At 33.6% G+C, this 25946-nt stretch carries 22 protein-coding genes; 8 read left to right on the top strand and 14 right to left on the bottom strand.

Going from position 1 to position 25946, the window contains the following annotated elements; all coding sequences use genetic code 11:
• Window positions 1-3 precede the first annotated feature (3 nt).
• On the bottom strand, window positions 4-1284 hold the full coding sequence (locus PQ462_RS16480) for a dicarboxylate/amino acid:cation symporter (protein WP_012026540.1): 1281 nt from the start codon (window positions 1282-1284) through the stop codon (window positions 4-6).
• A gap of 51 nt (window positions 1285-1335) precedes the next feature.
• Window positions 1336-2394 carry a chorismate synthase gene (gene aroC, locus PQ462_RS16485; protein ID WP_274250818.1) on the bottom strand — a complete coding sequence of 353 codons (1059 nt, stop codon included), beginning with the start codon at window positions 2392-2394 and terminating at the stop codon, window positions 1336-1338.
• Window positions 2395-2582: 188 nt separating this feature from the next.
• On the opposite strand from aroC, the gene PQ462_RS16490 reads away from it, so the two are divergent.
• Both PQ462_RS16490 and PQ462_RS16495 read left to right on the top strand, forming a co-directional pair.
• Window positions 2583-3407 carry a UDP-2,3-diacylglucosamine diphosphatase gene (locus PQ462_RS16490; protein ID WP_073408370.1) on the top strand — a complete coding sequence of 275 codons (825 nt, stop codon included), beginning with the start codon at window positions 2583-2585 and terminating at the stop codon, window positions 3405-3407.
• A 156-nt stretch (window positions 3408-3563) separates the two neighbouring features.
• The gene (locus PQ462_RS16495; protein ID WP_274250819.1) at window positions 3564-4061 is read left to right on the top strand and encodes a hypothetical protein; all 498 of its coding nucleotides are present in this window, start codon (window positions 3564-3566) and stop codon (window positions 4059-4061) included.
• Between the two features lie 217 nt (window positions 4062-4278).
• Here PQ462_RS16495 and PQ462_RS16500 read toward each other — a convergent pair whose 3' ends face one another.
• The 7 genes from PQ462_RS16500 to PQ462_RS16530 form a co-directional block, all read right to left on the bottom strand.
• Window positions 4279-4704, bottom strand: coding sequence for a protease complex subunit PrcB family protein (locus PQ462_RS16500; RefSeq protein WP_012026544.1), 426 nt, complete (start codon window positions 4702-4704; stop codon window positions 4279-4281).
• A 27-nt stretch (window positions 4705-4731) separates the two neighbouring features.
• Window positions 4732-5868 (bottom strand): N-acetyl-alpha-D-glucosaminyl L-malate synthase BshA, encoded by a 1137-nt coding sequence (gene bshA / locus PQ462_RS16505; RefSeq protein ID WP_274250821.1) that lies wholly within the window; start codon window positions 5866-5868, stop codon window positions 4732-4734.
• A gap of 191 nt (window positions 5869-6059) precedes the next feature.
• On the bottom strand, window positions 6060-6542 hold the full coding sequence (locus tag PQ462_RS16510; RefSeq protein ID WP_012026546.1) for a hypothetical protein: 483 nt from the start codon (window positions 6540-6542) through the stop codon (window positions 6060-6062).
• 125 nt (window positions 6543-6667) lie between these two features.
• Complete coding sequence (locus PQ462_RS16515) at window positions 6668-7459, bottom strand: (Fe-S)-binding protein (protein WP_012026547.1); 792 nt, start codon at window positions 7457-7459, stop codon at window positions 6668-6670.
• A 106-nt stretch (window positions 7460-7565) separates the two neighbouring features.
• On the bottom strand, window positions 7566-8897 hold the full coding sequence (locus PQ462_RS16520) for a (Fe-S)-binding protein (protein WP_274250823.1): 1332 nt from the start codon (window positions 8895-8897) through the stop codon (window positions 7566-7568).
• A 6-nt stretch (window positions 8898-8903) separates the two neighbouring features.
• On the bottom strand, window positions 8904-9869 hold the full coding sequence (locus tag PQ462_RS16525; protein WP_274250824.1) for an MlaD family protein: 966 nt from the start codon (window positions 9867-9869) through the stop codon (window positions 8904-8906).
• 51 nt (window positions 9870-9920) lie between these two features.
• Window positions 9921-11042 (bottom strand): N-acetylmuramoyl-L-alanine amidase family protein, encoded by a 1122-nt coding sequence (locus tag PQ462_RS16530; protein ID WP_012026550.1) that lies wholly within the window; start codon window positions 11040-11042, stop codon window positions 9921-9923.
• 82 nt (window positions 11043-11124) lie between these two features.
• On the opposite strand from PQ462_RS16530, the gene PQ462_RS16535 reads away from it, so the two are divergent.
• Window positions 11125-13860 (top strand): putative LPS assembly protein LptD, encoded by a 2736-nt coding sequence (locus tag PQ462_RS16535; protein ID WP_443135204.1) that lies wholly within the window; start codon window positions 11125-11127, stop codon window positions 13858-13860.
• 25 nt (window positions 13861-13885) lie between these two features.
• Entirely contained in the window at window positions 13886-14266 is a 381-nt protein-coding gene (locus PQ462_RS16540) for a RidA family protein (RefSeq protein WP_012026552.1), read from the top strand.
• On the opposite strand, the gene PQ462_RS16545 is transcribed toward PQ462_RS16540, so the two are convergent.
• The 5 genes from PQ462_RS16545 to PQ462_RS16565 form a co-directional block, all read right to left on the bottom strand.
• On the bottom strand, window positions 14247-14621 hold the full coding sequence (locus tag PQ462_RS16545; RefSeq protein WP_044048067.1) for a methylglyoxal synthase: 375 nt from the start codon (window positions 14619-14621) through the stop codon (window positions 14247-14249). The two genes, PQ462_RS16540 and PQ462_RS16545, sit on opposite strands and share 20 nt — an antisense overlap.
• Before the next feature lie 10 nt (window positions 14622-14631).
• Entirely contained in the window at window positions 14632-15483 is an 852-nt protein-coding gene (locus tag PQ462_RS16550) for an N-acetylglucosamine kinase-like protein (protein WP_012026554.1), read from the bottom strand.
• A 125-nt stretch (window positions 15484-15608) separates the two neighbouring features.
• Window positions 15609-16613, bottom strand: coding sequence for a type I glyceraldehyde-3-phosphate dehydrogenase (gene gap, locus PQ462_RS16555; RefSeq protein WP_012026555.1), 1005 nt, complete (start codon window positions 16611-16613; stop codon window positions 15609-15611).
• Between the two features lie 95 nt (window positions 16614-16708).
• A complete protein-coding gene (gene pfkA, locus PQ462_RS16560; RefSeq protein WP_012026556.1) occupies window positions 16709-17695 on the bottom strand; it encodes a 6-phosphofructokinase in 987 nt (328 codons plus the stop codon).
• A 309-nt stretch (window positions 17696-18004) separates the two neighbouring features.
• The gene (locus PQ462_RS16565) at window positions 18005-22489 is read right to left on the bottom strand and encodes a translocation/assembly module TamB domain-containing protein (RefSeq protein ID WP_274250826.1); all 4485 of its coding nucleotides are present in this window, start codon (window positions 22487-22489) and stop codon (window positions 18005-18007) included.
• Between the two features lie 204 nt (window positions 22490-22693).
• Between PQ462_RS16565 and tsaD the strand changes: the two genes are divergently transcribed.
• From tsaD to PQ462_RS16585, 4 genes are all read left to right on the top strand, one after another.
• Window positions 22694-23716 carry a tRNA (adenosine(37)-N6)-threonylcarbamoyltransferase complex transferase subunit TsaD gene (gene tsaD / locus PQ462_RS16570; RefSeq protein ID WP_274250827.1) on the top strand — a complete coding sequence of 341 codons (1023 nt, stop codon included), beginning with the start codon at window positions 22694-22696 and terminating at the stop codon, window positions 23714-23716.
• Window positions 23717-23718: 2 nt separating this feature from the next.
• Window positions 23719-24426, top strand: coding sequence for a 16S rRNA (uracil(1498)-N(3))-methyltransferase (locus PQ462_RS16575; RefSeq protein WP_012026559.1), 708 nt, complete (start codon window positions 23719-23721; stop codon window positions 24424-24426).
• A 53-nt stretch (window positions 24427-24479) separates the two neighbouring features.
• The gene (locus PQ462_RS16580; protein WP_274250828.1) at window positions 24480-25118 is read left to right on the top strand and encodes a DUF4159 domain-containing protein; all 639 of its coding nucleotides are present in this window, start codon (window positions 24480-24482) and stop codon (window positions 25116-25118) included.
• A gap of 131 nt (window positions 25119-25249) precedes the next feature.
• On the top strand, window positions 25250-25747 hold the full coding sequence (locus PQ462_RS16585) for a TrmH family RNA methyltransferase (protein WP_073408378.1): 498 nt from the start codon (window positions 25250-25252) through the stop codon (window positions 25745-25747).
• Window positions 25748-25946 lie beyond the last annotated feature (199 nt).

Here is a 25946-nt window from a genome sequence, read left to right on the forward strand (position 1 = left end):
CAATTAGTTTTCTATTACATTTTCGGCAGTATCATTGCCTTCCCACTGCCCTACAACCGAAGTTGCCAAAGCATTTCCTAAAACATTGGTTGCACTTCTAAACATATCGCAGAAATGGTCAATTGGCAAAATCAAAGCAATACCTTCAACCGGAATATCAAACATACCGCAGGTAGCCGCAACAACAACTAAACTTGCTCTTGGCACTCCCGCAATTCCTTTACTGGTAAGCATTAAAACTAACAGCATTGCCATTTGAGTTCCTAAATCTAAATGTACATTATAAAACTGTGCAATAAAAATACTCGCAAAAGTCATGTACATCATACTGCCGTCCAAATTGAAAGAATAGCCAAGCGGCAGCATAAAAGAAACGATTCTGTCTTTTACACCAAAACTTTCTAATTCTTCTGTTAATTTAGGAAAAACAGCTTCTGAACTTGTTGTACCAAAAGCAATTGCCAAAGGCCCAATGATTCGTCTTAAAAGCTCGACCATTCTTCTTCCCAAGAAAATAAAACCTACTGCAATTAACACAACCCATAAAGTTCCAATCCCTAATAAAAATGATCCGAAAAATTTGAAATACGTAATTAACAATTCTTCGGCATCACGAATGGCAAAAACCGCTGCAATGGCTCCAAAAACTCCAATTGGAGCGAAGTTCATTACGTAGTTTACCATTTTAAGAACAATGTGCGAGATTTTGTCTAAAGCTCCAATTACCGGTTTTACAGTGTTCCCTAAAGATGCAGCTGCTAATCCGAAGAAAATAGAAAATATTACAATTTGTAGAATTTCGTTGGTTGCCATTGCTTCAATAATACTTTTTGGAACAATATGCTCAACGAAGTTTTCAAATGATAAGTTTTGAGTTTTAGCGGTTACTTCAGATGCCGAAGCCATATCTACATGGCTTAATTTTAAACCTACTCCAGGCTCTAAAATATTTACATAGAATAACCCAATTAACAATGAGATAAAAGAAGCTGTAAAAAACCATCCAAGCGCTTTTCCTCCAATTCTTCCTACTGTTTTTATATCTCCCAGTTTTGCAATTCCCACAATTAAAGTGGTAAAAACCAAAGGAGAAATAATCATTTGCACTAAACGGATAAAAATAGTCGCAAGCATTTTAATTTTTGTGCTGAATGACTGCGCTGCTTCAGGTGAAATTGAGTTATGCAGAATAATTCCCAGCGTTGCGCCAAGAACCATTGCAATTAAAATCTGCCCTGTAAGTCCTGTTAAAAATGATTTTTTCTTAGTTTCTGTTACTTGCATTAATTTATTTTTTAATTATTAAAATATAAGACCCTCACTGTCTTACTTTTATTAATATGTTTTGTTGATTAAATAAAAATCTGCCAAAACAATCGCAGCCATCGCCTCAACGATTGGTACTGCACGAGGCACCACGCACGGATCATGACGTCCTTTTCCGGTCATTGGTGTAATATTACCTTTATTATCTAAAGAATCCTGAGTCTGCATAATAGTCGCAACAGGTTTAAAAGCAACTCTGAAATAAATATCCATTCCGTTGCTTATTCCGCCCTGGATTCCTCCTGAAAGATTTGTTTTTGTCGTTCCGTCCGGATTGTATAAATCGTTGTGTTCGCTTCCTTTCATTTCAGAACCAGAGAAACCGCTTCCGTATTCAAAACCTTTTACAGCATTGATAGAAAGCATTGCTTTTCCTAATTCAGCATGTAATTTATCAAAAACAGGTTCGCCTAAACCAACCGGAACATTTTGAATTACACACGAAACAACTCCGCCCACAGTATCTCCCTGTTTTCGGATATCACGAATATATTCTTCCATAATAGCTGCTGCTTTTTCATCAGGGCAGCGAACAGGATTGCTTTCGATTTTAGAAAAATCTAAATCCTGGTAAGGTGTATCTAAATGAATAGGACCTACAGAAGAAACATAAGCATTAATTTTAATTTCTGGAAGCATTTGTTTTGCAATAGCTCCTGCTACTACTCTGCTGGCTGTTTCACGTGCAGAACTTCTTCCGCCTCCGCGATAATCACGAAAACCGTATTTTTGGTCATATACATAATCAGCATGACTTGGTCTGTAATTATCTTTTATATGAGAGTAATCATCTGATTTTTGGTTGGTGTTTGGAATAATAAAACCAATTGGAGTTCCTGTAGTTTTACCTTCAAATATTCCTGATAGAAACTGAACCGCGTCTGGTTCTTTTCTTTGTGTTACGATAGCCGATTGTCCTGGTTTTCTGCGGGACATTTCAACTTCAATCGCTTCGAAATCAAGTTCTATTCCTGATGGACATCCGTCTATAATACCGCCTAGAGCTTCACCATGAGATTCTCCAAATGTAGTAACTTTATATAGGGTGCCGTAGCTGTTTCCTGCCATTGTAAATTGTTTTGAGCAAATGTAAGTTTTATGAATTAAATTAAAAAATTAAAAATTGGTAATATTAATTAAAGATTAAACAGTTTAAAAATCACAATTTATTAAAATTGACCTCAAATTAGTAACCTTTTCATAAAATAAATCCAGCAAGATTTTCTTTCATTTGTGGAACTTCAAATTAAGAAAAATTGAAAAAACGAAATGTCGAATTGGTCATTATTTCTGATGTCCATTTAGGAACTTACGGAAGTCACGCCAAAGAGCTAAACAACTACTTATCAACTATTAAACCCAAAACCTTAGTCCTAAACGGAGATATTATTGATGCCTGGCAGTTTAGAAAATCTTATTTTCCAAAAGCCCATTTAAGAGTTATTCAACGCATCATTGGGATGGCTTCAAAAGGTACAAAAGTGTATTATATTACCGGAAATCACGATGAGATTCTTCGTAAATTCAGTGATATGAATATGGGTAATTTTTCTTTGGTCGATAAATTAGTTTTAGAATTAGACGACAAAAAGGCGTGGATTTTTCATGGAGATGTTTTTGATGCTTCTGTACAACATTCTAAATGGATCGCAAAACTGGGAGGGTTAGGTTATGACTACTTAATCCTTATGAACCGATTTGCAAACTGGTGTCTTGCAAAATTAGGACGCGAGCCGTATTCATTTTCTAAAAAAATAAAAGCCAGTGTAAAAAAAGCAGTTAAATTTATCTCAGATTTTGAAACTACTGCAACTGATTTGGCTATCGAAAAAAATTACGATTATGTTATCTGCGGTCATATTCACGAACCAAAAATACTTACCAAAGAAAACAAACACGGTTCTACTTTATATTTGAATTCTGGTGACTGGGTCGAAAATTTAACAGCTCTCGAATACCACAAAAAGCGCTGGAAATTATATTCGTACACACACAGTAATTTTACTGAAGAAGAAAATCTTTTTGAAATGGAAGATATTTTAACATCGCAGTTAATTTCAAATATTATTCTTAAAAAATAATACCAACCTGCATTATAAAGCACTGTAGGCGTTGTTTTTAACTTTTCGCCCTATCGAAATGCTGAAAAATGTGAATTATATAACAATTTCTAAAAATATTATACGTTCTTCATATACAAGGAAATCTAAATTTGAAAAAAATTAATTAACCATTTTATGAAGAAGATAATAGTATCTGCCATTATGCTTTTTGGATTTGCATTTACGGCACAATCACAAGAAATTTCAAAACACGCTCTAGGATTGCGTTTAGGAGACAACAACGGATTTGGAGGTGAAGTATCATACCAATTAGGACTAAACCAAAAAAACAGACTTGAATTTGATTTAGGCTGGAGAAACAGCAGCGATGTTGATGCCATTAAAGGTGTTGCTCTTTACCAATGGGTTTGGAACATCGACGGCGGATTTAACTGGTACGCTGGTGTTGGGGGTGGTATAGCCGCTTGGGATCATGATTATTACAACAATAACTTTAGATACAGCGACAGCGGAACTTATGTTTTTGCAGCTGGAGATATCGGTATAGAATATAGATTTAAGGAAGTGCCTATTACACTGTCATTAGATGCGAGACCTGAAATTGGTTCTGGATACTATGACGATGACAATTTTGGATTTGACGTTGGATTAGGAGTTAAATTCAGATTTTAATTAAAAATAAAAAATAATTGTAAGAAGAAACCTGTCGCTTTTAAACGGCAGGTTTTTTTTTATGTTTTAAAATAAAATGTATCAGGCTGAGAGAAGTCGAAGCCCAATTATGCAACGATTACGTAACGATGGCTTCGACTTCGCTCAGCCTGACATTTAATATCCAACTCGTAACTAATCACTAATAACTATTTACTAGTCACTCTTCACTAATAACTTACTTAATAATAATTTCTTTTTTAGAATGCACTTTTACAACTGTGTAAGGGTAAGAGATCATCTGCATTACCATTGCATCCGGAGACGGCGCATTTTCTTTAACTGTAATGATAATATTTTTATCTGTTTCTTCAACTTTTTCAACACCGATAGAATAACCGCTGGTATTTTTTTCTCCCATGTTCAAAATAACATAGTTGGAATTATTAATATCAGCATCTTTCATTTTATGTGCCAAAAGCGGATCGTTTTGAAGCATTTTAATTTCATTAGGTTCTGTCAGGATTTCAAAAAATCTGATATTTCCGCCGCCGCTTGACTGTTCTGTTAAAACTTCATAAAGTGCCGTTGATGAAGCAGCAGTTTTTGATGCACCGCAGGAAACCAAAACAAAAATTACTAAAACCGAAATTACTTTTTTCATTACGTTCAAATTTTTAAATTATTGTTTTTATTCTTTATAATCGTCAATTGCTCTTTGATACAAAGCTTCATATTTTGGAAGAATGTTTTTAATATCAAAATTCTTCGCTACTTCTAAAGCATTTGCTTTAAACTTATTCAGCGTTTTGTCATCTTTTAATATCTTAATAGCATTGGCCGCCATTTCGTCAACATTTCCAACATCACTCAAATATCCGGAAACACCATCAAAATTAACCTCAGGCAATCCTCCTGAATTACTCGAAATAACCGGAACACCACAAGCCATAGCTTCTAAAGCCGCTAACCCGAAACTTTCTGTTTCTGATGGAAGTAAAAACAAATCGGTCATGCATAAAATCTTATCAATTTCATTACTGTTACCAAAGAAAATTACTTTATCGTAAATTCCTAGTTCCATGCACAAAACCTCTGCTTTTTCCTTTTCAGGACCATCGCCCACCATCATTAATTTAGCCGGCATTTCTTTCTGGATATTATAGAAAATCTTAATAATATCCGGAATGCGTTTTACTTTTCTAAAGTTACTGATATGTGTTACGATTCTTTCATTCTCCTTTGCCATTACATATCTGTGGCAAGGCTCAGTTGGGTCTTTTCTAACTTTATCCAATTCAATAAAATTCGGGATTACCTTAATTTTATTTTTGATCTTGAATAATTTCAAAGTATCATCTTTCAAACTCTGTGAAACCGAAGTCACATAATCTGATTTATTGATACTGAAAGTTACCGCAGGTTTATAAAAAGGATGATTTCCTACCAGCGTAATATCAGTTCCGTGAAGTGTTGTAATCATTGGAAGATTAATTCCCTCATTCTTCAGCATTTGTTTTGCCATATATCCTGCATAAGCATGAGGAATTGCATAATGTACATGAAGAACTTCTATTTTATATAATTTCACCATGTCGACCAATTTGCTTGACAAAGCTAATTCATACGGCTGATAATGAAATAAAGGATATTCTGGAACGTTTACTTCGTGATAATGAACATTAGGATTTAAAAGTGCCAATCTTACCGGCTGGCTGTAAGTTATAAAGTGTATTTCGTGTCCGCGTCTGGCTAATTCGAGACCTAACTCAGTGGCTACTACACCACTACCGCCAAATGTTGGATAACAAACTATTGCTATTTTCATGTATTAAATTTAATTCTACGAAAATACTCAAAAATAGCGTTGAATGGGTTGTTTAAATTGTTAGATTTTCGACAAAATTAGATTAATTCCAGTTAATAAATTTTAAGAAGCGGGTTTAAACAACACGTATTCAAAACAAAAAAGGCACAGAACCTAAGTTTTGTACCTTTTAAAAATAGTATAAATTTCTCTTAGAAAAATCTGCTGTGCCAGCTGTCAGCAGCAGGAACTTCCCAAGAGTCATTGAATTCTTCAATATTGTTAACCAAATTATTGAAAACAATAGTATTCTCAGAAACTGATTTATCTTTTACCATTTTCTTGAAATCAATTAATGGTTTGTGTGCGATATGTTCTCCCAGTTTAAAAGTTACATTCATTTTATCAAGCAGATCAACGTCGTACTTTTTCTCTAATCCCTGAATAAATTCTACTGAACTATCGATAGAACAACCTGTCGCAGCCTGCACTTCTTGATTAACAGCTAATATTATAAAACGATTGTATTTAAGCAAAAAAGAAGCTTCAAGACTGGTTCCGTGTGCGGCCCATTCTTCTACAAAAGCTTTTAAATCGGTTTCGATTTCAGAAAACTCTTCCTCAGAAAATTTTCTGTTCGATTGGTAAATCCAGACTCTTGATTCACCAGGTAAATTTTCAAAAGGTATATACATTTGAATTTTAGATTTTAGATTTTAGATTGTTGATTTTAGATTTTAGATTTCTTTTGAATTGTTTTGGGTTTCACGTTTCAAGTTTAAAAACTTAGCATCTTAAAACCTTAGCAATTCAAAATCTTTTATAAATCCTGTGCATTTGCAATTAATTCGGCAACGTCCATTACTTTTATCTCGCCTTCTTTATGCGCATGTTTAATACCATCTGTTAACATGGTGTTGCAAAATGGACAACCGGCTGCAATTATATCCGGTTTTACTTCTAAAGCATCTTCTGTACGCAGAACATTTACTTCTTTGTTTCCTGGTTCTGCATCTTTAAACATCTGCGCCCCGCCTGCACCACAGCATAATCCGTTTGCTTTAGAACGTTTCATTTCAACTAATTCAACGTCTAGTTTCTCAATTAAATCTCTAGGTGCTTCGTAAACTTTATTAGCTCTTCCTAAATAACAAGGATCGTGAAAAGTAATTTTCTTTCCTTTAAACTGTCCGCCTTCAACTGTAAGTCTTCCGTCATTTATTAATGATTTTAGGAATTCTGTATGATGAATAACTTCATAGTTTCCTCCTAATTCAGGATATTCATTTTTTAAGGTATTAAAACAATGCGGACAAGCGGTAACGATTTTTTTTGCTTCATAAGCATTTAAAACCTCAATATTCATCATGGCCTGCATTTGAAACAAAAATTCATTTCCGGCTCTTTTTGCAGGGTCTCCAGTACAGCTTTCTTCTGTACCCAAAACCGCAAAAGAAACATTGGTACGGTTTAAAATACGCACAAATGCTTTCGTAATTTTTTTTGCTCTATCATCAAAACTTCCTGCACAGCCTACCCAAAACAACACTTCTGGTTGTTTTCCTTCGGCCAGCATTTCTGCCATTGTTGGTACTACTAAACTTTCTGACATTTCTTTTTGTTTAATCGTTGATTTGTTCAATTGTTTAATCGGCAGTTTCTCGAATCCTAAGTACGATTAAACGAATTAACGATTAACCGATTAAACTATATCTTTTCTAGTTCTCGTTTTTCCAATTTAATCGGTCCTGCTGGCTGTACTGCCAAGGTGCTCCGTTATTTTCAATATTAGTCATCATAGCATTTAATGACATTGGCGCAGCACTCTGCTCCATCACTAAATAACGACGCATATCCATAATAATAGACAATGGACTAATATTTACCGGACATTCTTCTACACAGGCATTGCATGAAGTACAAGCCCATAGTTCTTCCGGAGTAATGTAATCATTTAATAATGTTTTATTATCTGGAACAAAAACACCTTTATTGGCATCAATATTTTTTCCAACTTCCTGAAGACGGTCTCTTGTATCCATCATAATTTTACGCGGAGACAATTTTTTACCTGTTTGGTTTGCCGGACAAGATGACGTACAACGTCCGCATTCTGTACAAGTATATGCATTTAAAAGCTGCACCCAGTTTAAATCCTGAACGTCGCTTGCTCCAAATTTACTCGGCGCTGCATTTTCATCAACAGGAGCTGCAGCAAACGGATCAGCATTTGGATCCATCATTAATTTAACTTCTTTTGTAACTGAAGCTAAATTATCAAACTGTCCTTCTGGTTTTAAATTCGCAAAATAAGTATTTGGGAATGCTAACAGGATATGAAGGTGTTTTGAGAAGTATAAATAGTTCATAAAAATCAAAATACCAACTATATGAAGCCACCAAAATGTTTCAAATAATATTACAACCAATTCGTTTGACATTCCGTTAAAAATTGGAGCAATAAACTGGCTTATCGGGAAACTTCCTGCTTTATGAAAAACTCCTCCCGGAACGTTTTGCAAATGAAGATCTGAAGCGTTCATTAATAAAAACAAAATCATTAAAACGGTTTCAAAATACAAAATATAATTTGCATCGCTTTTTGGAAATCCTGTTAAATCAGAATGTATAAAACGTTTTAATCTGATGAAGTTTCTTCTAAGCCAAAAAACCGTAACGGCAAAAATTACAAGTATTGCCAATATTTCAAATGAAGCAATTAAAACATCATAGACTACGCCTAAATAAGGTGCAAAAATTCTATGAGTTCCAAATAACCCATCGATTATAATTTCGAGTAATTCGATATTAATAATTATGAAACCTACATATACAAAAATATGCAGTATTCCGGCAACAGGGCGTCTCACCATTCTTGACTGCCCAAGAGCAATCAATGCCATGTTTTTCCAACGAGCTTTAGGATTATCTTTTCGATCTACATCAACTCCCAGATTAATGTTTCGGATGATCTTTTTCACGCTCGCTGCAAAAAAGCCGAAACCTGCTATAAGAAGTATGGCAAATAAAATATTATCTAAATAACTCATTTACAATTATTTTTTATCAGTTGAGTTTGTATTTTCTGTTGGTGCTACGTAAGGTTTATTTTTCTTTCCGAAAAGAGAAACGTTTACGTAACGAGTTGGATAAAGTCTCACGTCTTGCAGCAGCAATTCAAGTTCTTTTGAAGTTTTTGCTAAATTATTGTACAAGGCATCATCGTTTAATAATTTTCCAGCTGTACCTTTTCCAGAATTCAAGTTAGCCATTAAACTGTCAACTTTCGCCAATGTCTGGTTTAAATTACGAACCGTTTTTCCTAAATCAGCTTTGTTTAACGAGTCAGAAATTTTATTAAAGTTGTTTGATACTTTATTAAAGTTAGAAACCATTCCGTTAATCTGTCCTTTATTTGTATCAAGAATATTGTTTAAACTGCCTGAAGCTTTATGAAACTGTGCCATTGTCTGACTTAATTCAGCAATTGTTTTCTTTAGATTTTCTTGTGTATTTTTATCCAAAGTATTATTCAATCCTGTAACCAGAACATCAATATTTACAAGCATTTTATCCAGTTTTTGCTGAATTGGCTCAATTTTTCCTCCTAAAGATTCTGTTAATCCAAGTTCAACAGTAGAGGCTAATTTTTCCCCATCTTCTGCTAAATTTTTATCAGTAAAATTTGGAACAATTTTAATTTGTTTTCCAGCGATTAAACTTGGAGAATAAATTGTTGCTATACTTGTTTTTGAAATTGGAAAATCTGTTTTTAATTGAAGTTCTACTAATAATTTCCCTGTTACTTCATCGATTGTGATTTTATTCACTTTACCAATAGCAAGTCCGTTAAGTGTTACTGGTGCTGAAAGAGATAAATCTTCAACATTATCGTATTCAGCATATAAGATTGTATAATTAGTAAAAAGATCTTTGCCCTTTAAAAAGCTGTATCCCCAAATAAATAATAGTATTGATGCGATGACTAAAATAGCCGTTTTAATTTCTCTTGTTACTTTCAAAATTCTTAGTGTTTGTTACAAAATTAATATAAATATTCGAACTTGTGACGATTATTTGATCGCGTCCTGAATACTAATCTTTTCTCCGTCTTTGGTTGCAACTAAAAAGGAAGCGCCATACCCTTTACTTTTAGCCTCTTCCAGATATTTCTTTGCAGTTTCATAATCTGAAGTTTCCTGATAGAAGTACTTATATATATTGTTTTCAAATAACATAGTTACATTTTTTAGTCCTTTAAAGTTTTTTGGCTCTAATGGTGTTTTTTTAATACTTGCAATTAGCTGTACTTTAAAAAAAGTTCCTTTTGGTGCATTTTTAGTTACTGCTGCCGGAGCAGTTGTTTTTGGTTTTGCGGGAGTAGTATCTCTTATGGGCCGACTATCGTCTGACTCACCCCCTGAACCAAAATACTCTCTTTTATAACTCAGAATTGCTTCTGCAATAGCTTTTGCTATATCATCCTGACCTTCTTCAGAATTTAGAATATTACCTTCCGTTGGGTTAGAGACAAATCCCGTTTCTACTAAAACTCTTGGCATGTATGCTTTGTGAAGTACCATGAAAGGTGCTTGTTTTACACCTCCCTGACGAAGTTTTTTACCTAATTTTTCAAAATTATCTTCGATTTTAGTTGCCAGGGAAATACTATTATCCAAATATTCTTCCTGCATCAACGTCATTCCAATCATAGATTCTGGCGAATTTGGGTCGAAACCTTCGTATTTTCGTTTATAATCTTTCTCTAAAGTAATAACAGAGTTCTCTTTTTTCGCTGCTTCAAGATTCGAGGCAACTTTACTCAAACCCATTACATAAGTTTCGGTTCCGTCTGCAGCTGTATTTTTGTTAGCGTTACAGTGAATAGAAACGAAAATATTTGAATTTGCTCTGTTGGCAATATTAGCTCTTTCGACCAAATCCACGAAAACATCTGTTTTACGAGTATAAATTACATTAACATTTGGATTAAGCTCTAAAATTTTCCCCACTTTTAAAACAATTGCTAAGGCAATATTTTTTTCAATCCGGCCGCTGTAAACAGCGCCAAAGTCATGATCTCCGTGTCCGGCATCAAGTGTTACTTTAAAAACATTTGATTGACTATAAGAGCAAAATGACAATATCGTTAGAAAAAAAGTAAAGATTACCTTAATTTTGTTTAAACCATTCATAAATCTAAAAGTTAATTTTAATAAAATGCAGCTGTTATAATTTTTACAATTGATTATTTTTGCCAAAAAATTATATGTAAGTTTGACATGTCAAAAAACAAGCCATAATTTTACAAAAATAGTATTTAAACCTTTGCATACAAACTTATTTAATATCGTTTTAATATCATTTTTCCTAACAATAGGATGTGGTAAATCATATTCGCAAGAGATAAAACCTAAAAAAAAATCTTTACCTGCTGTAAAACAAACAAATAAGCCTGCCGCTGCTCCTGCAGCAGCAACGCCCGCAGTTTCTACAGCAACTGTTGATACTATAAAGATAGATAGTATTAAGCCTAAAAAACAGTTTCTTGACGCTCCTACTAAATATAAAGCAAAAGATTATGCAAAGTACGACAAGAAAAACAAACTGCTTACTTTATATAATGAAGCCGAACTGTACTATAAAGATGTAGAGTTAAAATCTGGTATCATTATCTTAAATCTTGAAAAAGATGAAGTGTATGCCGGAAGAATAAAAGATTCTGCAGGGGTTTTGGTTCAGTATCCAAACTTTAAACAGGGCACAAATGAAGTACAGCCGGATTCTATCCGCTTTAATTTTAAAACTAAAAAAGCTTTAATTTATAATTCCAGAACAAAACAAGGTGAATTAAACATCAAGGCTTCTGTTACTAAAAAAGAAAATGATTCTGTATATTTCTTAAAAGGAGCACGTATTACAACTGCTCAGGATATTGATAATCCGGAATACTATTTTCAAACCAGCAGAATTAAATTTGTACCCGGTAAAAAAATCGTTGCCGGTTTAACACAAATGGTAATTGCTGATGTTCCTACTCCACTTGCTTTACCTTACGGTTTTTTCCCTTTAAGTAAAGAAAAAAGCGTTTCAGGTATTATTATCCCAAGTTATAACGATTCAAATACAAGAGGATTTTCTCTTCAAAATGGAGGATATTACTTTGCATTGAGCGATAATTATGATTTAACTGTTTTGGGAGATTATTATACCAATGGCAGTTATGCCATGAGGTTTGAGTCTGCTTATGCAAAGAGGTACAAATATCGAGGAAATATTAATGTTCGTTTTGAAAACCTGATTAACAGCGAGAGAGGTTATCCGGATTATTCAAAGCAAAACATTTACAACATTCAGTGGTCGCACTCTAAAGATACTAAATCAAACCCTAATTCGACTTTTTCAGCTTCTGTAAATATGGGTAGTAGTAAATACTTTAAGCGATCTATAAATCAGGCTAATATTGGATCGAACTTAAATAACACTTTGAGTTCGTCTATTTCATACAATAAAACCTTTAATACTATTCCGGGATCGCGAATCTCTCTTTCTGCCACACACCAGCAAAATACGCAGACAGAAGAGATTTTAATGACGCTTCCTAACTTTCAGGGTAGCATTGACCGTATTTATCCTTTTGTGGGCGAAAACGGCGTTAAAAAAGGTTTCTTTAAAAACATCAACCTGCAGTATAACGTAACGGGTAAGAACAACTTTAAAACAACCGATTCATTATTTTTCAAACCGCAGATGTTTAGAGATGCTCAAATTGGTATGCAGCACAGTATTCCTATCAGCACCAACTTTAAAATTTTCAAATATTTTAGTGCCGGAGCATCTACAAATTATCAGGAAACATGGGTTACCAAAACGATTGATAAAAATTACGATGCCAGCAAAGGTGAAGTAGCCAATACAACTGTAAATGGTTTTGATGCATTTAGAACTTACAATTTCAGCACCAATTTAGGAACTACCATTTATGGTACTTTTAATTTTGGAACTGACAAAAAAATACAAGCTATCCGCCACGTCATGAGACCGAGTATTACTTACTCTTATACTCCAAGTTTTGAAAGGTATTACGATCATTATACTGTAGATGCTGCGGGAAGAATTTCAACAGATGAATATACCAGGTTCGAAAACGGTATTTATGGCGCTCCTGGTAAAGAAAACTCTAACATAGTAGGTTTCTCATTAAGCAACACTTTTGAAGCCAAAGTAAGAGACAGCGACAGTACGAAAACTGAACCTAAAAAAGTTATGCTGCTAAACAATTTAAACTTCAGCACGAGCTATAATTTTAATGCCAACGGAAAAGAAACTTTAGCCTGGCAGCCAATTATTGTAAGCGGTGGAACTCAGTTTTTTGAAAATAAAATGAATGTCAATTTTGGCGCTGTTTTAAATCCTTATGCTATTGACAATGCCGGAAATGTGATAAACATGTACAACATTGAAAATGGCGGAAGTTTATTTAGAATGACGAGTGCCAACATTACAATGAATTACTCGTTTTCGAACAAAGGAACCGGAAAGGAAAAAAACACCCAGAGTCAGCGAAATGGTGGTCGTAATGACGACTTATTTGGAACCAATACTGATTTAAATGACAGCCGAAACAGCCAGTTTGCAAACGATCCGGATCGTGAAGAAGATGTTATAACTGAATTTTTCAGTTCAAAACTGCCGTGGGACATGACAATGGCATATTCTCTTACCTACTCTAATGCAAACCGCGAGAATAAAATAACCGGAAACTCAATTATGATTTCTGCCAATATGGATATTACTCCTAAATGGAAAGGCGGGGTTTCTACTGGTTTTGACTTTGTTCAAAAGGGTGTTACTTTTACTCAGTTCCGTTTTGAAAGAGACTTATTAAGCTGGAGAATGGCTTTTAACTGGCAGCCTATGGGAACAAGTTCAAACTGGAACTTCTTCATAGGAATTAAATCTGGTATGCTTAGTGACATTAAGTGGAACAAACGAAGCACTATAAATCGATAATTCATCGACTTAAAATAATTTTATCATGAAAAAAATAATCTTTACAGAAAAGGCTCCGGCTCCTATCGGTCCTTATAATCAAGCCGTTTTATCAGGAAACACATTGTATGCTTCTGGCCAGATTGCAATTAATCCGGCTACAGGAGAATTAGTTACTGATACTATCAACAACGAAACGACTCAGGTAATGGAAAATATTGCAGCTATTCTTGAAGCTGCGAATATGACTTTTGAGAACGTAGTTAAAGCTACTATCTTTATTATGGATATGAACAATTTTGGTGCTATAAACACTATTTACGGTTCGTATTTTAACGAAAAAACCGCTCCAGCACGTGAAACGGTTCAAGTGGCATGTCTGCCAAAAAATGTAAATGTTGAGATTTCTATAATTGCTGTGCAATAGCATCTAATAATAATTGTGCCGTTGCTTCATTTGTTGCCAGCGGCACATTATGTACATCACAAACACGAATCAGCATATTAATATCTGCTTCATGAGGATGACTGGATAATGGATCTTTAAAAAAGAAAACCATTTGTGTAATTCCTTCTGCAACTCTTCCAGCAATCTGCGCATCACCTCCTAAAGGCCCTGAAAGCATTCTCTGCGTTTTAAATCCCGCTGCTTCGGCTTTTCCTCCAGTTGTTCCGGTACCAATAAGTCTGATTTTCTCATTATGAAGAACAGCTTCATTTTTAATCAAAAAATCAATCAAATCAGCTTTTTTACCGTCGTGTGCGATAATTGCAATTTCCATAAACCCAGAACTATTGATTAGCGACATGGTAAGCAATTAAACCGTCAATAGGTCTTCTTAATACATTTCCTAATTTAAGCTCGTATTTATCGAAAGTTTCCTGCAATTCATCTTTTAAATAAAAAGCAATAGAACCAACAAAATGTACAGGAACTTCTTTACAGTTGTCAAACTGTTTGATATAGTTTTTAACGAAAGATTTCATTCCTTTGAAAATAATTTTTCTGCAGAATTCAGTGTCTTTATGTTTAATTAAAAACTTAGCAAAAGTTGCTAAATAAGCATTTGGGTTTGGTTCTTTATATAATTTATTTTTAATAAAATCCGGATCAACGTCGTACTCTTTTTCAAGCTCAACTGCTAATTCTTTAGGCATTTTATTAAAATAGTATTTTCTAATTAGTTCTTTTCCAAAAACGTTTCCGCTGCAGTCATCCATTACGATATAACCTAATGATTGAACTTTTTGGTGCAATACTTTTCCATCAAAATAACTGCAGTTAGACCCAGTTCCCAAGATAGATACAATTGCTTCTTCTCCTTTTGGAGTTGTAGCATAAACAGCAGCATAAGTATCTTCCTGAACATCAACAATAGCGTTAGTAAAATACTCCTGAAAGATTTGTTTTAAAGCTTCTTTCATTCTGTCTGTTCCACAACCTGCTCCATAAAAGAACAAATGTGTTGCATTTTTTTTGTTTTGTAAAATATCGAAACGGTCGTTTAATCTTGAGATAATTTCCGGTCCGTCTAGAATTTCAGGATTTAATCCTAATGTTTGTGTGGTGAACAATACTTTTCCGTTATCATCAATTGCAATCCAATCTGCTTTAGTAGACCCACTATCAACTATTAATTTCATTTTATTTTTTGTTTTTGGTTTAGTTTTTCTTCAATAAGTGTAGTTTTTACATTAATTAAAGACGTAACAAAATAAGAAAATCCCGTTACTTTGATGATAACGGGATTTTGCAAAAATATATAATATTATTTTAAACCTGCGATATGCACAGACAAATCGATTAATTTGCTTGAGTATCCGTACTCATTGTCATACCAAGATACTAATTTGAAGAAAGTAGAATTTAATCCAATTCCTGCACCAGCATCAACGATTGAAGTTCTTTTATCAGAGATAAAGTCTTGAGAAACAACTGCATCTTCAGTATATCCTAAGATACCTTTCATTTCGTTTTCTGAAGCTTTTTTCAATACAGCTAAGATTTCTTCGTATGTAGTTTCTTTAGCAACTTTTACAGTTAAATCTACAACAGAAACGTCAGCAGTAGGTACACGGAAAGACATTCCAGTTAATTTTCCATTTAAAGATGGGATAACTTTTCCAACCGCTTTAGCAGCACCTGTTGAAGAAGGAATGATGTTGATTGCAGCTGCACGTCCACCTCTCCAGTCTTTTCTAGAAGGTCCGTCAGCAGTCATTTGAGTTGAAGTAGTTGCGTGAACAGTTGTCATTAAACCTTCAACGATTTCGAAATTATCGTGGATAACTTTAGCTAAAGGAGCTAAACAGTTTGTAGTACAAGAAGCGTTAGAAACAACTAAATCAGAAGCTTTTGCAGTTTCGTGGTTCACTCCCATTACAAACATTGGAGCATCAGCAGATGGAGCAGAAATGATAACTTTTTTAGCTCCTCCTTTTAAGTGCTCGCTTGCAGTTTCGATAGTTGTGAAGATACCAGTACATTCTGCTACTACATCAACATCAACTTCGTTCCATTTTAAGTCAGCAGGATTTCTTTCTGCAGTGATACGGATGTTTCTTCCGTTTACATACAATTTTCCTTCTTTAACTTCAACAGTTCCGTTGAAACGACCGTGAACTGAATCATATTTTAATAAGTAAGCTAAGTGATCTACGTCTAATAAATCGTTGATCGCTACAACTTCTACATTATCTCTATTGAAAGACTCTCTAAAAACGATTCTTCCGATACGTCCAAATCCGTTTATTCCTAATTTTACTTTTGACATTTTACTAAATTTTTGCTTTTGTTTTTATTATATTAATTCAAAGTCTAATTTCCTCACAATAAACTTCTTCTCTTTTAAACTTTTATCTTATATAATTATGTAGACATAATGTCTGACACTCTCAATAATTCTCTATCAATTTCAGATTTACCTTTAATTGCCTGCTCCAGCGGAGTTAAAACAACTTTATCTTCCTTAAGACCAACCATGTAGTTTGATTTTCCTTCAATTAAAGACTCTACTGCTTTTACACCAAGACGGCTTGCCAGAACACGGTCAAAACAAGATGGCGAACCACCACGCTGCATGTGTCCTAAAACAGATACTCTTACGTCGTATTCAGGTAAATTAGCTTCAACGTAATCTTTTAATTCGAATACATTTTTACCAATTTTATCACCTTCGGCAATAACTACTATACTTGATGATTTTCCTGAAGCTTTACTTTTTTGAAGAGAGTCTAACAATCTGTCAAGACCTAAATCTTCTTCAGGAATAAGGATTTCTTCTGCACCGGCTCCAATTCCGGCATTAAGTGCGATGTGGCCTGCATCTCTACCCATAACCTCTACAAAGAATAAACGGTTATGTGAACTTGCAGTATCTCTAATTTTATCTATACAGTCAACAACAGTATTTAAAGCAGTGTCATAACCTAAAGTAAAGCTTGTACCATAAATATCATTATCAATTGTACCTGGAATTCCCATTACAGGAAAATCATATTCTGAGTTAAAAATTAAACCTCCGGTAAAACTTCCGTCTCCACCAATAACAACTAAAGCATCGATTCCGGCTTTAAGAAGATTTTCGTGAGCTTTTTTACGGCCTTCCGGGGTTCTAAAGTCTACAGAGCGAGCCGATTTAAGGATCGTTCCTCCTTTATTTACAATATTATTAACGCTTCGAGGGCCCATTTCTTTAAAATCACCTTCGATCATTCCTTGATACCCTCTATAAATTCCTATGCATTCTATATTATGATAAGCACATGTTCGAACAACTGATCGTATTGCAGCATTCATTCCCGGTGAGTCTCCTCCTGAGGTAAGAACACCTACTTTTTTTATTGTTTTTGACATTATTTAAGTATTAAAGTTGTAAATTTAGCAAACATTCAGCACTTCTGCGGTTATATTTATTATAATTTAATAAAATCTGTTAAATTCAAACGTTTTCGTTAATAAGTTTTTTGATACCAAAAATTTCATTTAAAATAATAAATAGGGCATTTTTTAATTAATTCTTTAAAATTAACAATACCCAAAAGAAGTGTTATAAAAATCTCACTTAGAGCTTTTTAGAAAAAACTTACAAAAACTATAAATTTAAGCATAAAAAAACCATTCGTTGTTTCGAATGGTTTTTTTATACTCTTTTTAACAAATTATCTAGAAATCATTGTCAGGAATTAAGCCTTCATTATTGTTTTGCGGTTTTGGCTTTTTCTCTTCTTCTTTTTCAGGTTTCTTTTTGTCTTTTTCTGCCTCTTTAGCGCTTTTAAAATTCAGATAATCCGGATTTAGATTTGAATCCTGAAAATCATCTGATTTTTTAATCGCTTTCTCGAGTTTATGGCTTTTAAACAATTTATTCACCAATTCGCTGAAAGTATCAAAATCTACTTCATAAGAAATACCAACTCCCTGCGTATAACCAATTCCTTGTCCTATATAATTAATATCATTTTCTTTATTGAATAATCGAAGGTTCATTGATCCGTCTTCGTTTACACGGTATAAGATTTCAATATCACCCACAATAGCAGATTCGTTTACTCCGCCTACCGGAACCCCTACTTTACCATTAATAGAAATTCTTTCGTTAATCTGCGATGAAATATTGGCTACAAACTGCCCGTCGGCTTCCTGACCTAATCTTCTGTCGGCAGAAATAAAATTCAGGTCAATATTAATAAGGTCGTTATCTGATTTGATAATTCCTCCTAATAAACTTGCAGCAGTTTCTGCAAATGTTCCTGACAAATCGCTTTGGTTAAATCCGTCCTGACTCATAAATGAACCTGTAGATAATAAATACAAAGCCTGCGTTTGACGAACGTCTTTATCATCTAACTTATATTGTATTTCAGATTTCAATACATTACTTACCGATGGAAACTGAATATCGAAATTAGGTTCAGGACTAGTTAAATCTCCTCTTAAACCAATTACAACTTCTACAGGTACTTTTTTATTGAAAGAAGAATTATCCAGCAATACGGCAGGATTTGCCGATGTTTTGTAAACGGCTTCTAAATTCAGCTGTGCTTTCATCGGGTTTCCTTCCCAAATAATAGAACCACCTTTTTTAACTGCGAATTTTTTATCGATTAAACCTCCGTATTTAAAGTTATAAGTTCCTTCGTATGCCTGGAAATCCCCCCACATATTAAATTTACCCAGTGTATTAATCTTAAATAACAGCGATCCGTATCCTTTTCCTTTCATACCGTGACCGGAATTTCTGTCAAGGATAACTTCTACTTCGGCATCCGGCGTAATGTCAAAATCAAATTCCAGCTCCAGACCATTGTAGTTTCTGGTTCTTTCGACAATTCCTTTTTGCAGATTGTATTTTTCTTTTGGTGTTACAAAATGTATCCAGCTGCTTTCTCCTACACTTTGTACATTATTTATAGGAATCTTGACTTCGGTCCCTTTTTCAGATTTTGCATCAACCTTAATAAATAAACTTTCTGTTGGTCCTTTTATACTTGCAGTTCCGTTTATGAATGCTGTACCAAAATAAGCCGCATCTTCACTATCTTTTGTATCAAGTGCTAATAAACGTTTAGAAGTTATGGTTAAATCTAATTTCCAGTCGCCAAAATTATGATGCTCGATTGTTCCGTTCAGCAGTCCTTTTGTTTTATATTTAGTATCTGTTAACTGATTATTTCTAAACAAAAATTTCTCATCTGTTAAATCGATGACCGTTCTGTCGCTCAATTCGTAATCCGTATTTAGGTACGGAATTGTCATTCCGGCTTTTTCTACATATAAACGTCCGTTGATTTCAGGTTTTTTCAAATTACCCACAACTGCTGCATTTCCTGAAACAGAACCTCTAATATTCGATAAAACATCTCCTCCTATAGTTCCTAAAGTCGCAAGATTAAATCCTTCGAGTTTAAGATTCAAGTCCATAAAAGTTTCCTTATTCTCAATATTAAAAGTACCATTTGCCCTAAACGATTCTGCAAAACCGTTTACGATAGAAGAATTTACGGTAAATTTTCTAAAAGTCTGATCTCCCGAAATATCAAAATTCAGGGTGCCTAAATCAACTTTATTCATATTAAGATGATCGACGACAATACTGGCTGTCGGCTGATAAACATCTTTATTCTGCTTATAATTTATGTTTCCGTTTAGGTTTCCGTTAAAAACAAACTTCGAATTTGAAGGCGTAATTTTATTTATGTCTACATCTTCAAAATTGAGGACAATATCCTTATAATCTTTTCCTTTAATTATCCCGTTTAAATCAATTTTCTGGTTTTCGTGAGATAAAACTATATTGTCAATGGTAAAGTTTTTAAAATACTGATCAAAAACGATCTGATTATCCTTTGCGGCGTCTTCATTTAAATACCATAAATAGTCTTTAAACTTCATTTCAGATTTCTTAATTCCAACAATATTATTTTTCTTTTTGTCGATGGTGTGATATAAATCGAGATTAAAATAATCCTGTCCTTTATCACCACCTTTAAACTCAGAACGAACAAATAAAGTATCTTTTGATGTTACGTTAATTAAATTGAAATCGCGGATTTTATAATAAGGTGTTTTAATACTATCGAGCTCAACGAAAGCATTGTAAAGCGGGTTTTTATTATCTATGCTGATTCTGATATTATCAAAAGTATTTTTGGCCGCAGTAATTTGTTTGGATCTGAAACCAAATTTAAATTCCTGCAGGTCTGCATCAATTTTACCGCGGACCACTGTACTGGAATCAATTTTTAAATCCGGATACAGCATTTCTACTACCTTATTATATACGTGGAAATTAAAACGCAGGAATTGTCCTTTTTTAACTTTATAAGGTTTATAGTTGGTATACAAACTTCCCACAGAATTCATAACCAGTTTATCCAGCTGTGCAAATTGAAATTTACCCACAATTCTTCCTTCAACAATATCTGCTGAATTAATTGTTATGGTTCTTAGTCTGTCAGCATCAAAATTGGAACTTATTGTTACGTCATCAAAAACGTAAGTCGCCTGTGGATTTTGATATTCTGCATCTTTAATAATAATGTTTCCCTGAAGATTTTCGATAGAATTTCCGCTTACCTGAACTACTGCATCACCTTTAAAATGAGAAATCGAATCGTTTACGAACCTCAATTTTTGTAAATCTGAATTTTCTACATTTATATGAAAATCATAACGGCTTTCACGTTTACTTAAATCTACTAATCCGTCAAAAGTCAAATTCAAATTCGGATCATTAATTGAAACCTGACCTTTATAATAAGGAAGCTTGAAATTTCCGTTTACAACAATATTACTATATCTGTATTTATTGTAGTCTAATTTATTGATATCACCTTTAACAATTGTATTCAAATATTTTTCGGTAAAACCAACACCGTCAACATCTAAATTTAAAGTCGTTCGGCCAACGTCTTTTCGGCCTAATAAAGCGCCAATATTAAAATTATCCAAAACAATATTACCGGAATAAGAAGCTTTATCGATAAAATCCATATTATTCATATGAAGATTGACCTTACCGTTTCCTAAATCAGTAGCCATTTTAAAATCGGTTTCTAAAGCTGTTGTTGAGACTTTTGCTTTCCCGGTGATATTAAACTTACCTATTCTTTTCAGCTCTTTTGGAAGGCTTTTGCCTAAAATACCCGGAAGTATAAAAACCAGATTATCATAGCTGGCAATTAATTTATCAAACTTTCCATCCATCGAGAACTTTTGTTCTTTTGTACCCAAAAGATTTTTAAAGTTGATATTTCCAAAGATTTTGGAACCATTTGCATCGCTCAGCCTTAAATGATTAAGGTTCAAATCATTTAAAGGTCCTTTAATCTTGGTTTTAACTTTAAAATGCTGGTTTTTACCCAGTCCGTCATAAAAATAACGAATATCGTTTGAAGCTATAGAAGACGAATCTAATGCTACATCAAAACGAACTTTATCTGTAAAATCAAGAAAATCTTTAACCTTATAATTTAAAATTGCTTTTCCATAAATCCACGATCTCTTGGTTTTTATGGCAAGGTTTTCTACTTTAATCTGTTTTTTGGTATAACTGAATTTTCCGGCAAAATTAGAAACATACAAACCTCTGTGATCTAAAAATGAAAATCTGTGAATGTTTGTATTTACATCTGAACCATACAATTTAAAATCGCTGATATAGGCATTCAGCTTTGTAAAATCCAGGAATTTTGGTGTGTGCTTATTTTCATCAACAACAGAAAAATTTCCGTTGGTAATGTATGCGTTTCTGGCTGTTAGAAGGAAATGTTTAGTCGATTTTGTTTTTACCTGTTTTTCAGTTTCAAACAGTTTTATAAACTTATTTATATTGTTTTCGTCTTCGCCTTTATAGGTTTTAAGATTAAAAATTAAACCTGTTAAACGAATATCTCCAAAAATTAAGTCTCCATCGATTGCTCTTTTAATACTTAAAATATCAGTATTTATAAGGTCTGAATAGATTAAAGTTTTTTTATGATGGTCTAAAATAAGTACTTTCTTTAGTTTTACGCCGCCAAAAATATTTATTGCCGCTTTATCAATACTAATGTTGGTTTTAAAATCTTTATTAAGAGTTTCGGTAATATATTTAGCAATTTTTGTCTGTACGACAGGCAGAGACAGAGTGATAGCAAGTATCAGCAAAAGTAAAATTAAGCCAATCAGGGTTCTGGATACTATTTTCTTTACTCTTTTGATAACGCTATTATTATTGTTTTTGTATTAATTTAATTTGAACAGACAAAGGACGGCTGTTTTGATAAAAATTCTTTAATTTTGGCATCTGCTTCAATCAAAGAAATTTCAAAATTTGATTTGTCAAATATAATCCAAAATTCGTGCCTTTATATGCAAAATTCAGAGGTTTTTATTCTTGCCATCGAAAGTTCATGCGACGATACTGCTGCCGCGGTTTTAAATAACGACAAAGTACTCTCAAATGTTGTGGCCAATCAGTTAATTCACAATCAATATGGCGGTGTAGTTCCTGAATTAGCTTCGAGAGCACACCAGCAAAACATAGTTCCTGTAATCGATGCTGCACTTCGCAAAGCAAATGTACAAAAAGAACAGCTATCTGCCATTGCCTTTACACAAGGTCCCGGATTAATGGGATCACTTTTGGTAGGAAGTTCGTTTGGTAAATCGTTATCATTAGCATTAAATATTCCGTTAATCGCTGTAAATCACATGCATGCCCATATTTTAGCGCATTTTATTGACGAAGAAGGATACGATAAACCAGAATTTCCTTTTTTAGCTTTAACAATTAGCGGCGGACATACGCAGATTGTAAAAGTGAACAGTTTTTTTGACATGGAAATTATTGGAGAAACTACAGATGACGCGGTTGGAGAAGCTTTTGATAAAAGTGCAAAAATATTAGGACTTCCTTATCCGGGCGGGCCTTTAATTGATAAATATGCCAAAGAAGGAAATCCAAAAGCTTTTACTTTTACGAAACCAAAAGTTCCGGGATTAGATTTTAGTTTTTCCGGACTAAAAACGGCTATTTTATATTTCATTCAAAAGAATAAACAAGAAAATCCAAATTTCATCGAAGAAAACCTAAACGATATCTGCGCTTCAATTCAGCATACGATTATCGAAATTTTGATGGATAAATTAAAACTGGCTGTAAAAGAAACCGGAATTAAACAAATCGCTATTGGAGGCGGGGTTTCTGCAAATTCAGGAATCAGGACTACTTTAAAAGAAAGTGAAGCCAAATACGGCTGGAAAACTTTTATTCCAAAATTTGAATACACTACAGATAATGCCGCAATGATAGGAATTGTAGGCTACCAAAAATATTTATCAAAACGTTTTGAAGATTCTTCAGTAGTTTCTAAAGCGCGAATTCAGTTTTAATTATGCAGTTATTTTACAATCCGGATATAGACGAAACAACCGAGAGTTTTTCTTTTGATAAAGAAGAAAGCAAACACATTATAAAAGTTTTACGCAAGAAAGATTCAGATATTCTTCACGTTACAAATGGTCAGGGATTATTGTTTGAAACCGAAATTACTCTGGCATCTGATAACAAATGCATTGTGAGCGTTCTTTCTATAAAAAAATCTCCAGAACCAAAATTTCGTCTGCACCTGGCTGTTGCGCCAACTAAAATGAATGACCGTTTTGAGTGGTTTTTAGAAAAAGCGACAGAAATAGGCATTCAGGAAATTACGCCAATTATCTGCGATCGTTCTGAAAGAAAAGTGATTAATTTAGAGCGTTTTGAAAAAATAGTTTTATCGGCAATGAAACAATCTAATGAAATGTTTCTTCCAAAATTAAACGATGCTGTTTCGTTTAAAGAATTTATCAAGCAAAAAAATCAAGGCTTGCAGTTTATTGCGCATTGCGAAGAAACCGATAAAAAATCTTTGAAAGAATCTTTAAAATCAAACGAAAACGTAACCTTATTAATTGGTCCCGAAGGTGATTTTTCTGAAAAAGAAATTGCATTGGCTCTTGAAAACAACTATAAACCGGTAACATTAGGAAATACTCGTCTGCGTACAGAAACTGCCGCAGTTGTGGCCTGCCATAGTGTTGTATTTTTTAATGAAGTTTAAATAAATTCCGAGGGTTTTGTGAAAAACAAAACGAGTAGACAAATTACAATTCTATGAAAAAAATATTTTATTTGCTTTTACTTTTTTCAATCACTTCTTTTTCACAAGAAATTGCATTATTAAAATACAGCGGCGGAGGCGATTGGTATGCAAATCCAACTTCACTGCCGAACTTAATTCATTTTTGCAATTCGACTATCAATACCAGAATAAAAGCTAAACCTTCAACTGTAGAGCCAGGCAATCCTGATTTGCTTTCGTATCCGTTTGTACACATGACGGGACACGGAAATGTAGTTTTCAGCGATTCTGATATTTCGAATTTGAGAAATTATCTAAACGGAGGCGGTTTTCTTCATATTGATGATAATTACGGAATGGATCAATACATTCGAAAAGAAATCAAAAAAATATTTCCAAATAATAATCTGGTCGAAATTCCTGCCAGTCACCCTATTTTTCAAAAACCTTTTCCTTTTCCTAACGGATTACCTAAAATTCATGAGCACGACGGAACCCGCCCGCAGGCTTTTGGAATTTTTGTAGAAAACAAACTGGTTTTGCTATACACGTATGAATGTGACTTAGGCGATGGCTGGGAAGATGCCGAAGTACACAACGATCCGGCAAATGTTCGCGATAAAGCCTTAAAAATGGGCGCTAATATTATTAACTATATTTTCACTAATTAGCGACTAGTTAAAGTGATTAGTAACTAGTAATTCATCAAATTAAAAAGAAAAATTATTTAGATTCTGAGTCACCACTATTTACTATTTACTATTTACTAATTACTTTTCACTAATTACTTTTCACTAAAAAAATGCAGCTGACTCACGAAGAAAATCAATTTGAGAGAAAAACATTTCCAATAACTTTGGTTTGCGATCATATTTATTTTCAGCAGAATATTGGTTCGCTTTTTAGAATTTCAGAAGCTTTTGGTGTAGAAAATATTATATTTTTAGGAAAAGACATTCCGCTTACGCCAAGAAAAATCAACAAGACTTCACGCAGTACGCATCTTCATGTACCGCATCAAATTATTGAAGAAACGGCAGAATTAACTGCTTATCTTCAAGAAAACAACTTCGAAATTATTGCTTTAGAAATTACAAGCAACAGTAAACCCCTAAAAGAAGTTCTAATTCCAAAGGATAAAAAAACGGCACTTTTGATAGGAAGTGAAATTGCCGGAATTTCAGAAGAACTACTAAAAATTTCACATCAAATCGTTCACATTAATATGTTTGGAAAAAATTCAAGCATGAATGTAGTCCAAGCTGCCAGCATTGCTTTGTATGAGATTACTTCTTTGTAATTTTTTGTTAAATTTAATAGAATAATTGGTTCGATTTTCGAATAGTTATGTAAAGAAACTTTCAAAACCTCGACAAAAAGCAAATAACAACGTTAAAATGCATTCAAAAAATTAATAAGTAAGAAAAAACATCTTAAAAATATTTTTAACTTTTTTGTAAGAACTAGATTATACAAGGGATTGTAAAATTCTCACAAAT

The sequence above is a fragment of the Flavobacterium sp. KACC 22758 genome (assembly GCF_028736135.1).
Classification (GTDB): Bacteria; Bacteroidota; Bacteroidia; order Flavobacteriales; family Flavobacteriaceae; genus Flavobacterium; species Flavobacterium johnsoniae.

What these genes read in the sequence shown, in the direction of transcription:
- pfkA (WP_012026556.1), bottom strand. Translation starts at nt 17,695, where the DNA reads ATGTCAAAAACAATAAAAAAAGTAGGTGTTCTTACCTCAGGAGGAGAC.
- bshA (WP_274250821.1), bottom strand. Translation starts at nt 5,868, where the DNA reads ATGAAAATAGCAATAGTTTGTTATCCAACATTTGGCGGTAGTGGTGTA.
- PQ462_RS16530 (WP_012026550.1), bottom strand. Translation starts at nt 11,042, where the DNA reads ATGAATGGTTTAAACAAAATTAAGGTAATCTTTACTTTTTTTCTAACG.
- PQ462_RS16500 (WP_012026544.1), bottom strand. Translation starts at nt 4,704, where the DNA reads ATGAAAAAAGTAATTTCGGTTTTAGTAATTTTTGTTTTGGTTTCCTGC.
- PQ462_RS16550 (WP_012026554.1), bottom strand. Translation starts at nt 15,483, where the DNA reads ATGAAATTAATAGTTGATAGTGGGTCTACTAAAGCAGATTGGATTGCA.
- PQ462_RS16520 (WP_274250823.1), bottom strand. Translation starts at nt 8,897, where the DNA reads ATGAGTTATTTAGATAATATTTTATTTGCCATACTTCTTATAGCAGGT.
- PQ462_RS16545 (WP_044048067.1), bottom strand. Translation starts at nt 14,621, where the DNA reads ATGGAAATTGCAATTATCGCACACGACGGTAAAAAAGCTGATTTGATT.
- gap (WP_012026555.1), bottom strand. Translation starts at nt 16,613, where the DNA reads ATGTCAAAAGTAAAATTAGGAATAAACGGATTTGGACGTATCGGAAGA.
- PQ462_RS16575 (WP_012026559.1), top strand. Translation starts at nt 23,719, where the DNA reads ATGCAGTTATTTTACAATCCGGATATAGACGAAACAACCGAGAGTTTT.
- PQ462_RS16515 (WP_012026547.1), bottom strand. Translation starts at nt 7,459, where the DNA reads ATGTCAGAAAGTTTAGTAGTACCAACAATGGCAGAAATGCTGGCCGAA.
- PQ462_RS16510 (WP_012026546.1), bottom strand. Translation starts at nt 6,542, where the DNA reads ATGTATATACCTTTTGAAAATTTACCTGGTGAATCAAGAGTCTGGATT.
- tsaD (WP_274250827.1), top strand. Translation starts at nt 22,694, where the DNA reads ATGCAAAATTCAGAGGTTTTTATTCTTGCCATCGAAAGTTCATGCGAC.
- PQ462_RS16585 (WP_073408378.1), top strand. Translation starts at nt 25,250, where the DNA reads ATGCAGCTGACTCACGAAGAAAATCAATTTGAGAGAAAAACATTTCCA.
- aroC (WP_274250818.1), bottom strand. Translation starts at nt 2,394, where the DNA reads ATGGCAGGAAACAGCTACGGCACCCTATATAAAGTTACTACATTTGGA.
- PQ462_RS16495 (WP_274250819.1), top strand. Translation starts at nt 3,564, where the DNA reads ATGAAGAAGATAATAGTATCTGCCATTATGCTTTTTGGATTTGCATTT.
- PQ462_RS16480 (WP_012026540.1), bottom strand. Translation starts at nt 1,284, where the DNA reads ATGCAAGTAACAGAAACTAAGAAAAAATCATTTTTAACAGGACTTACA.
- PQ462_RS16540 (WP_012026552.1), top strand. Translation starts at nt 13,886, where the DNA reads ATGAAAAAAATAATCTTTACAGAAAAGGCTCCGGCTCCTATCGGTCCT.
- PQ462_RS16580 (WP_274250828.1), top strand. Translation starts at nt 24,480, where the DNA reads ATGAAAAAAATATTTTATTTGCTTTTACTTTTTTCAATCACTTCTTTT.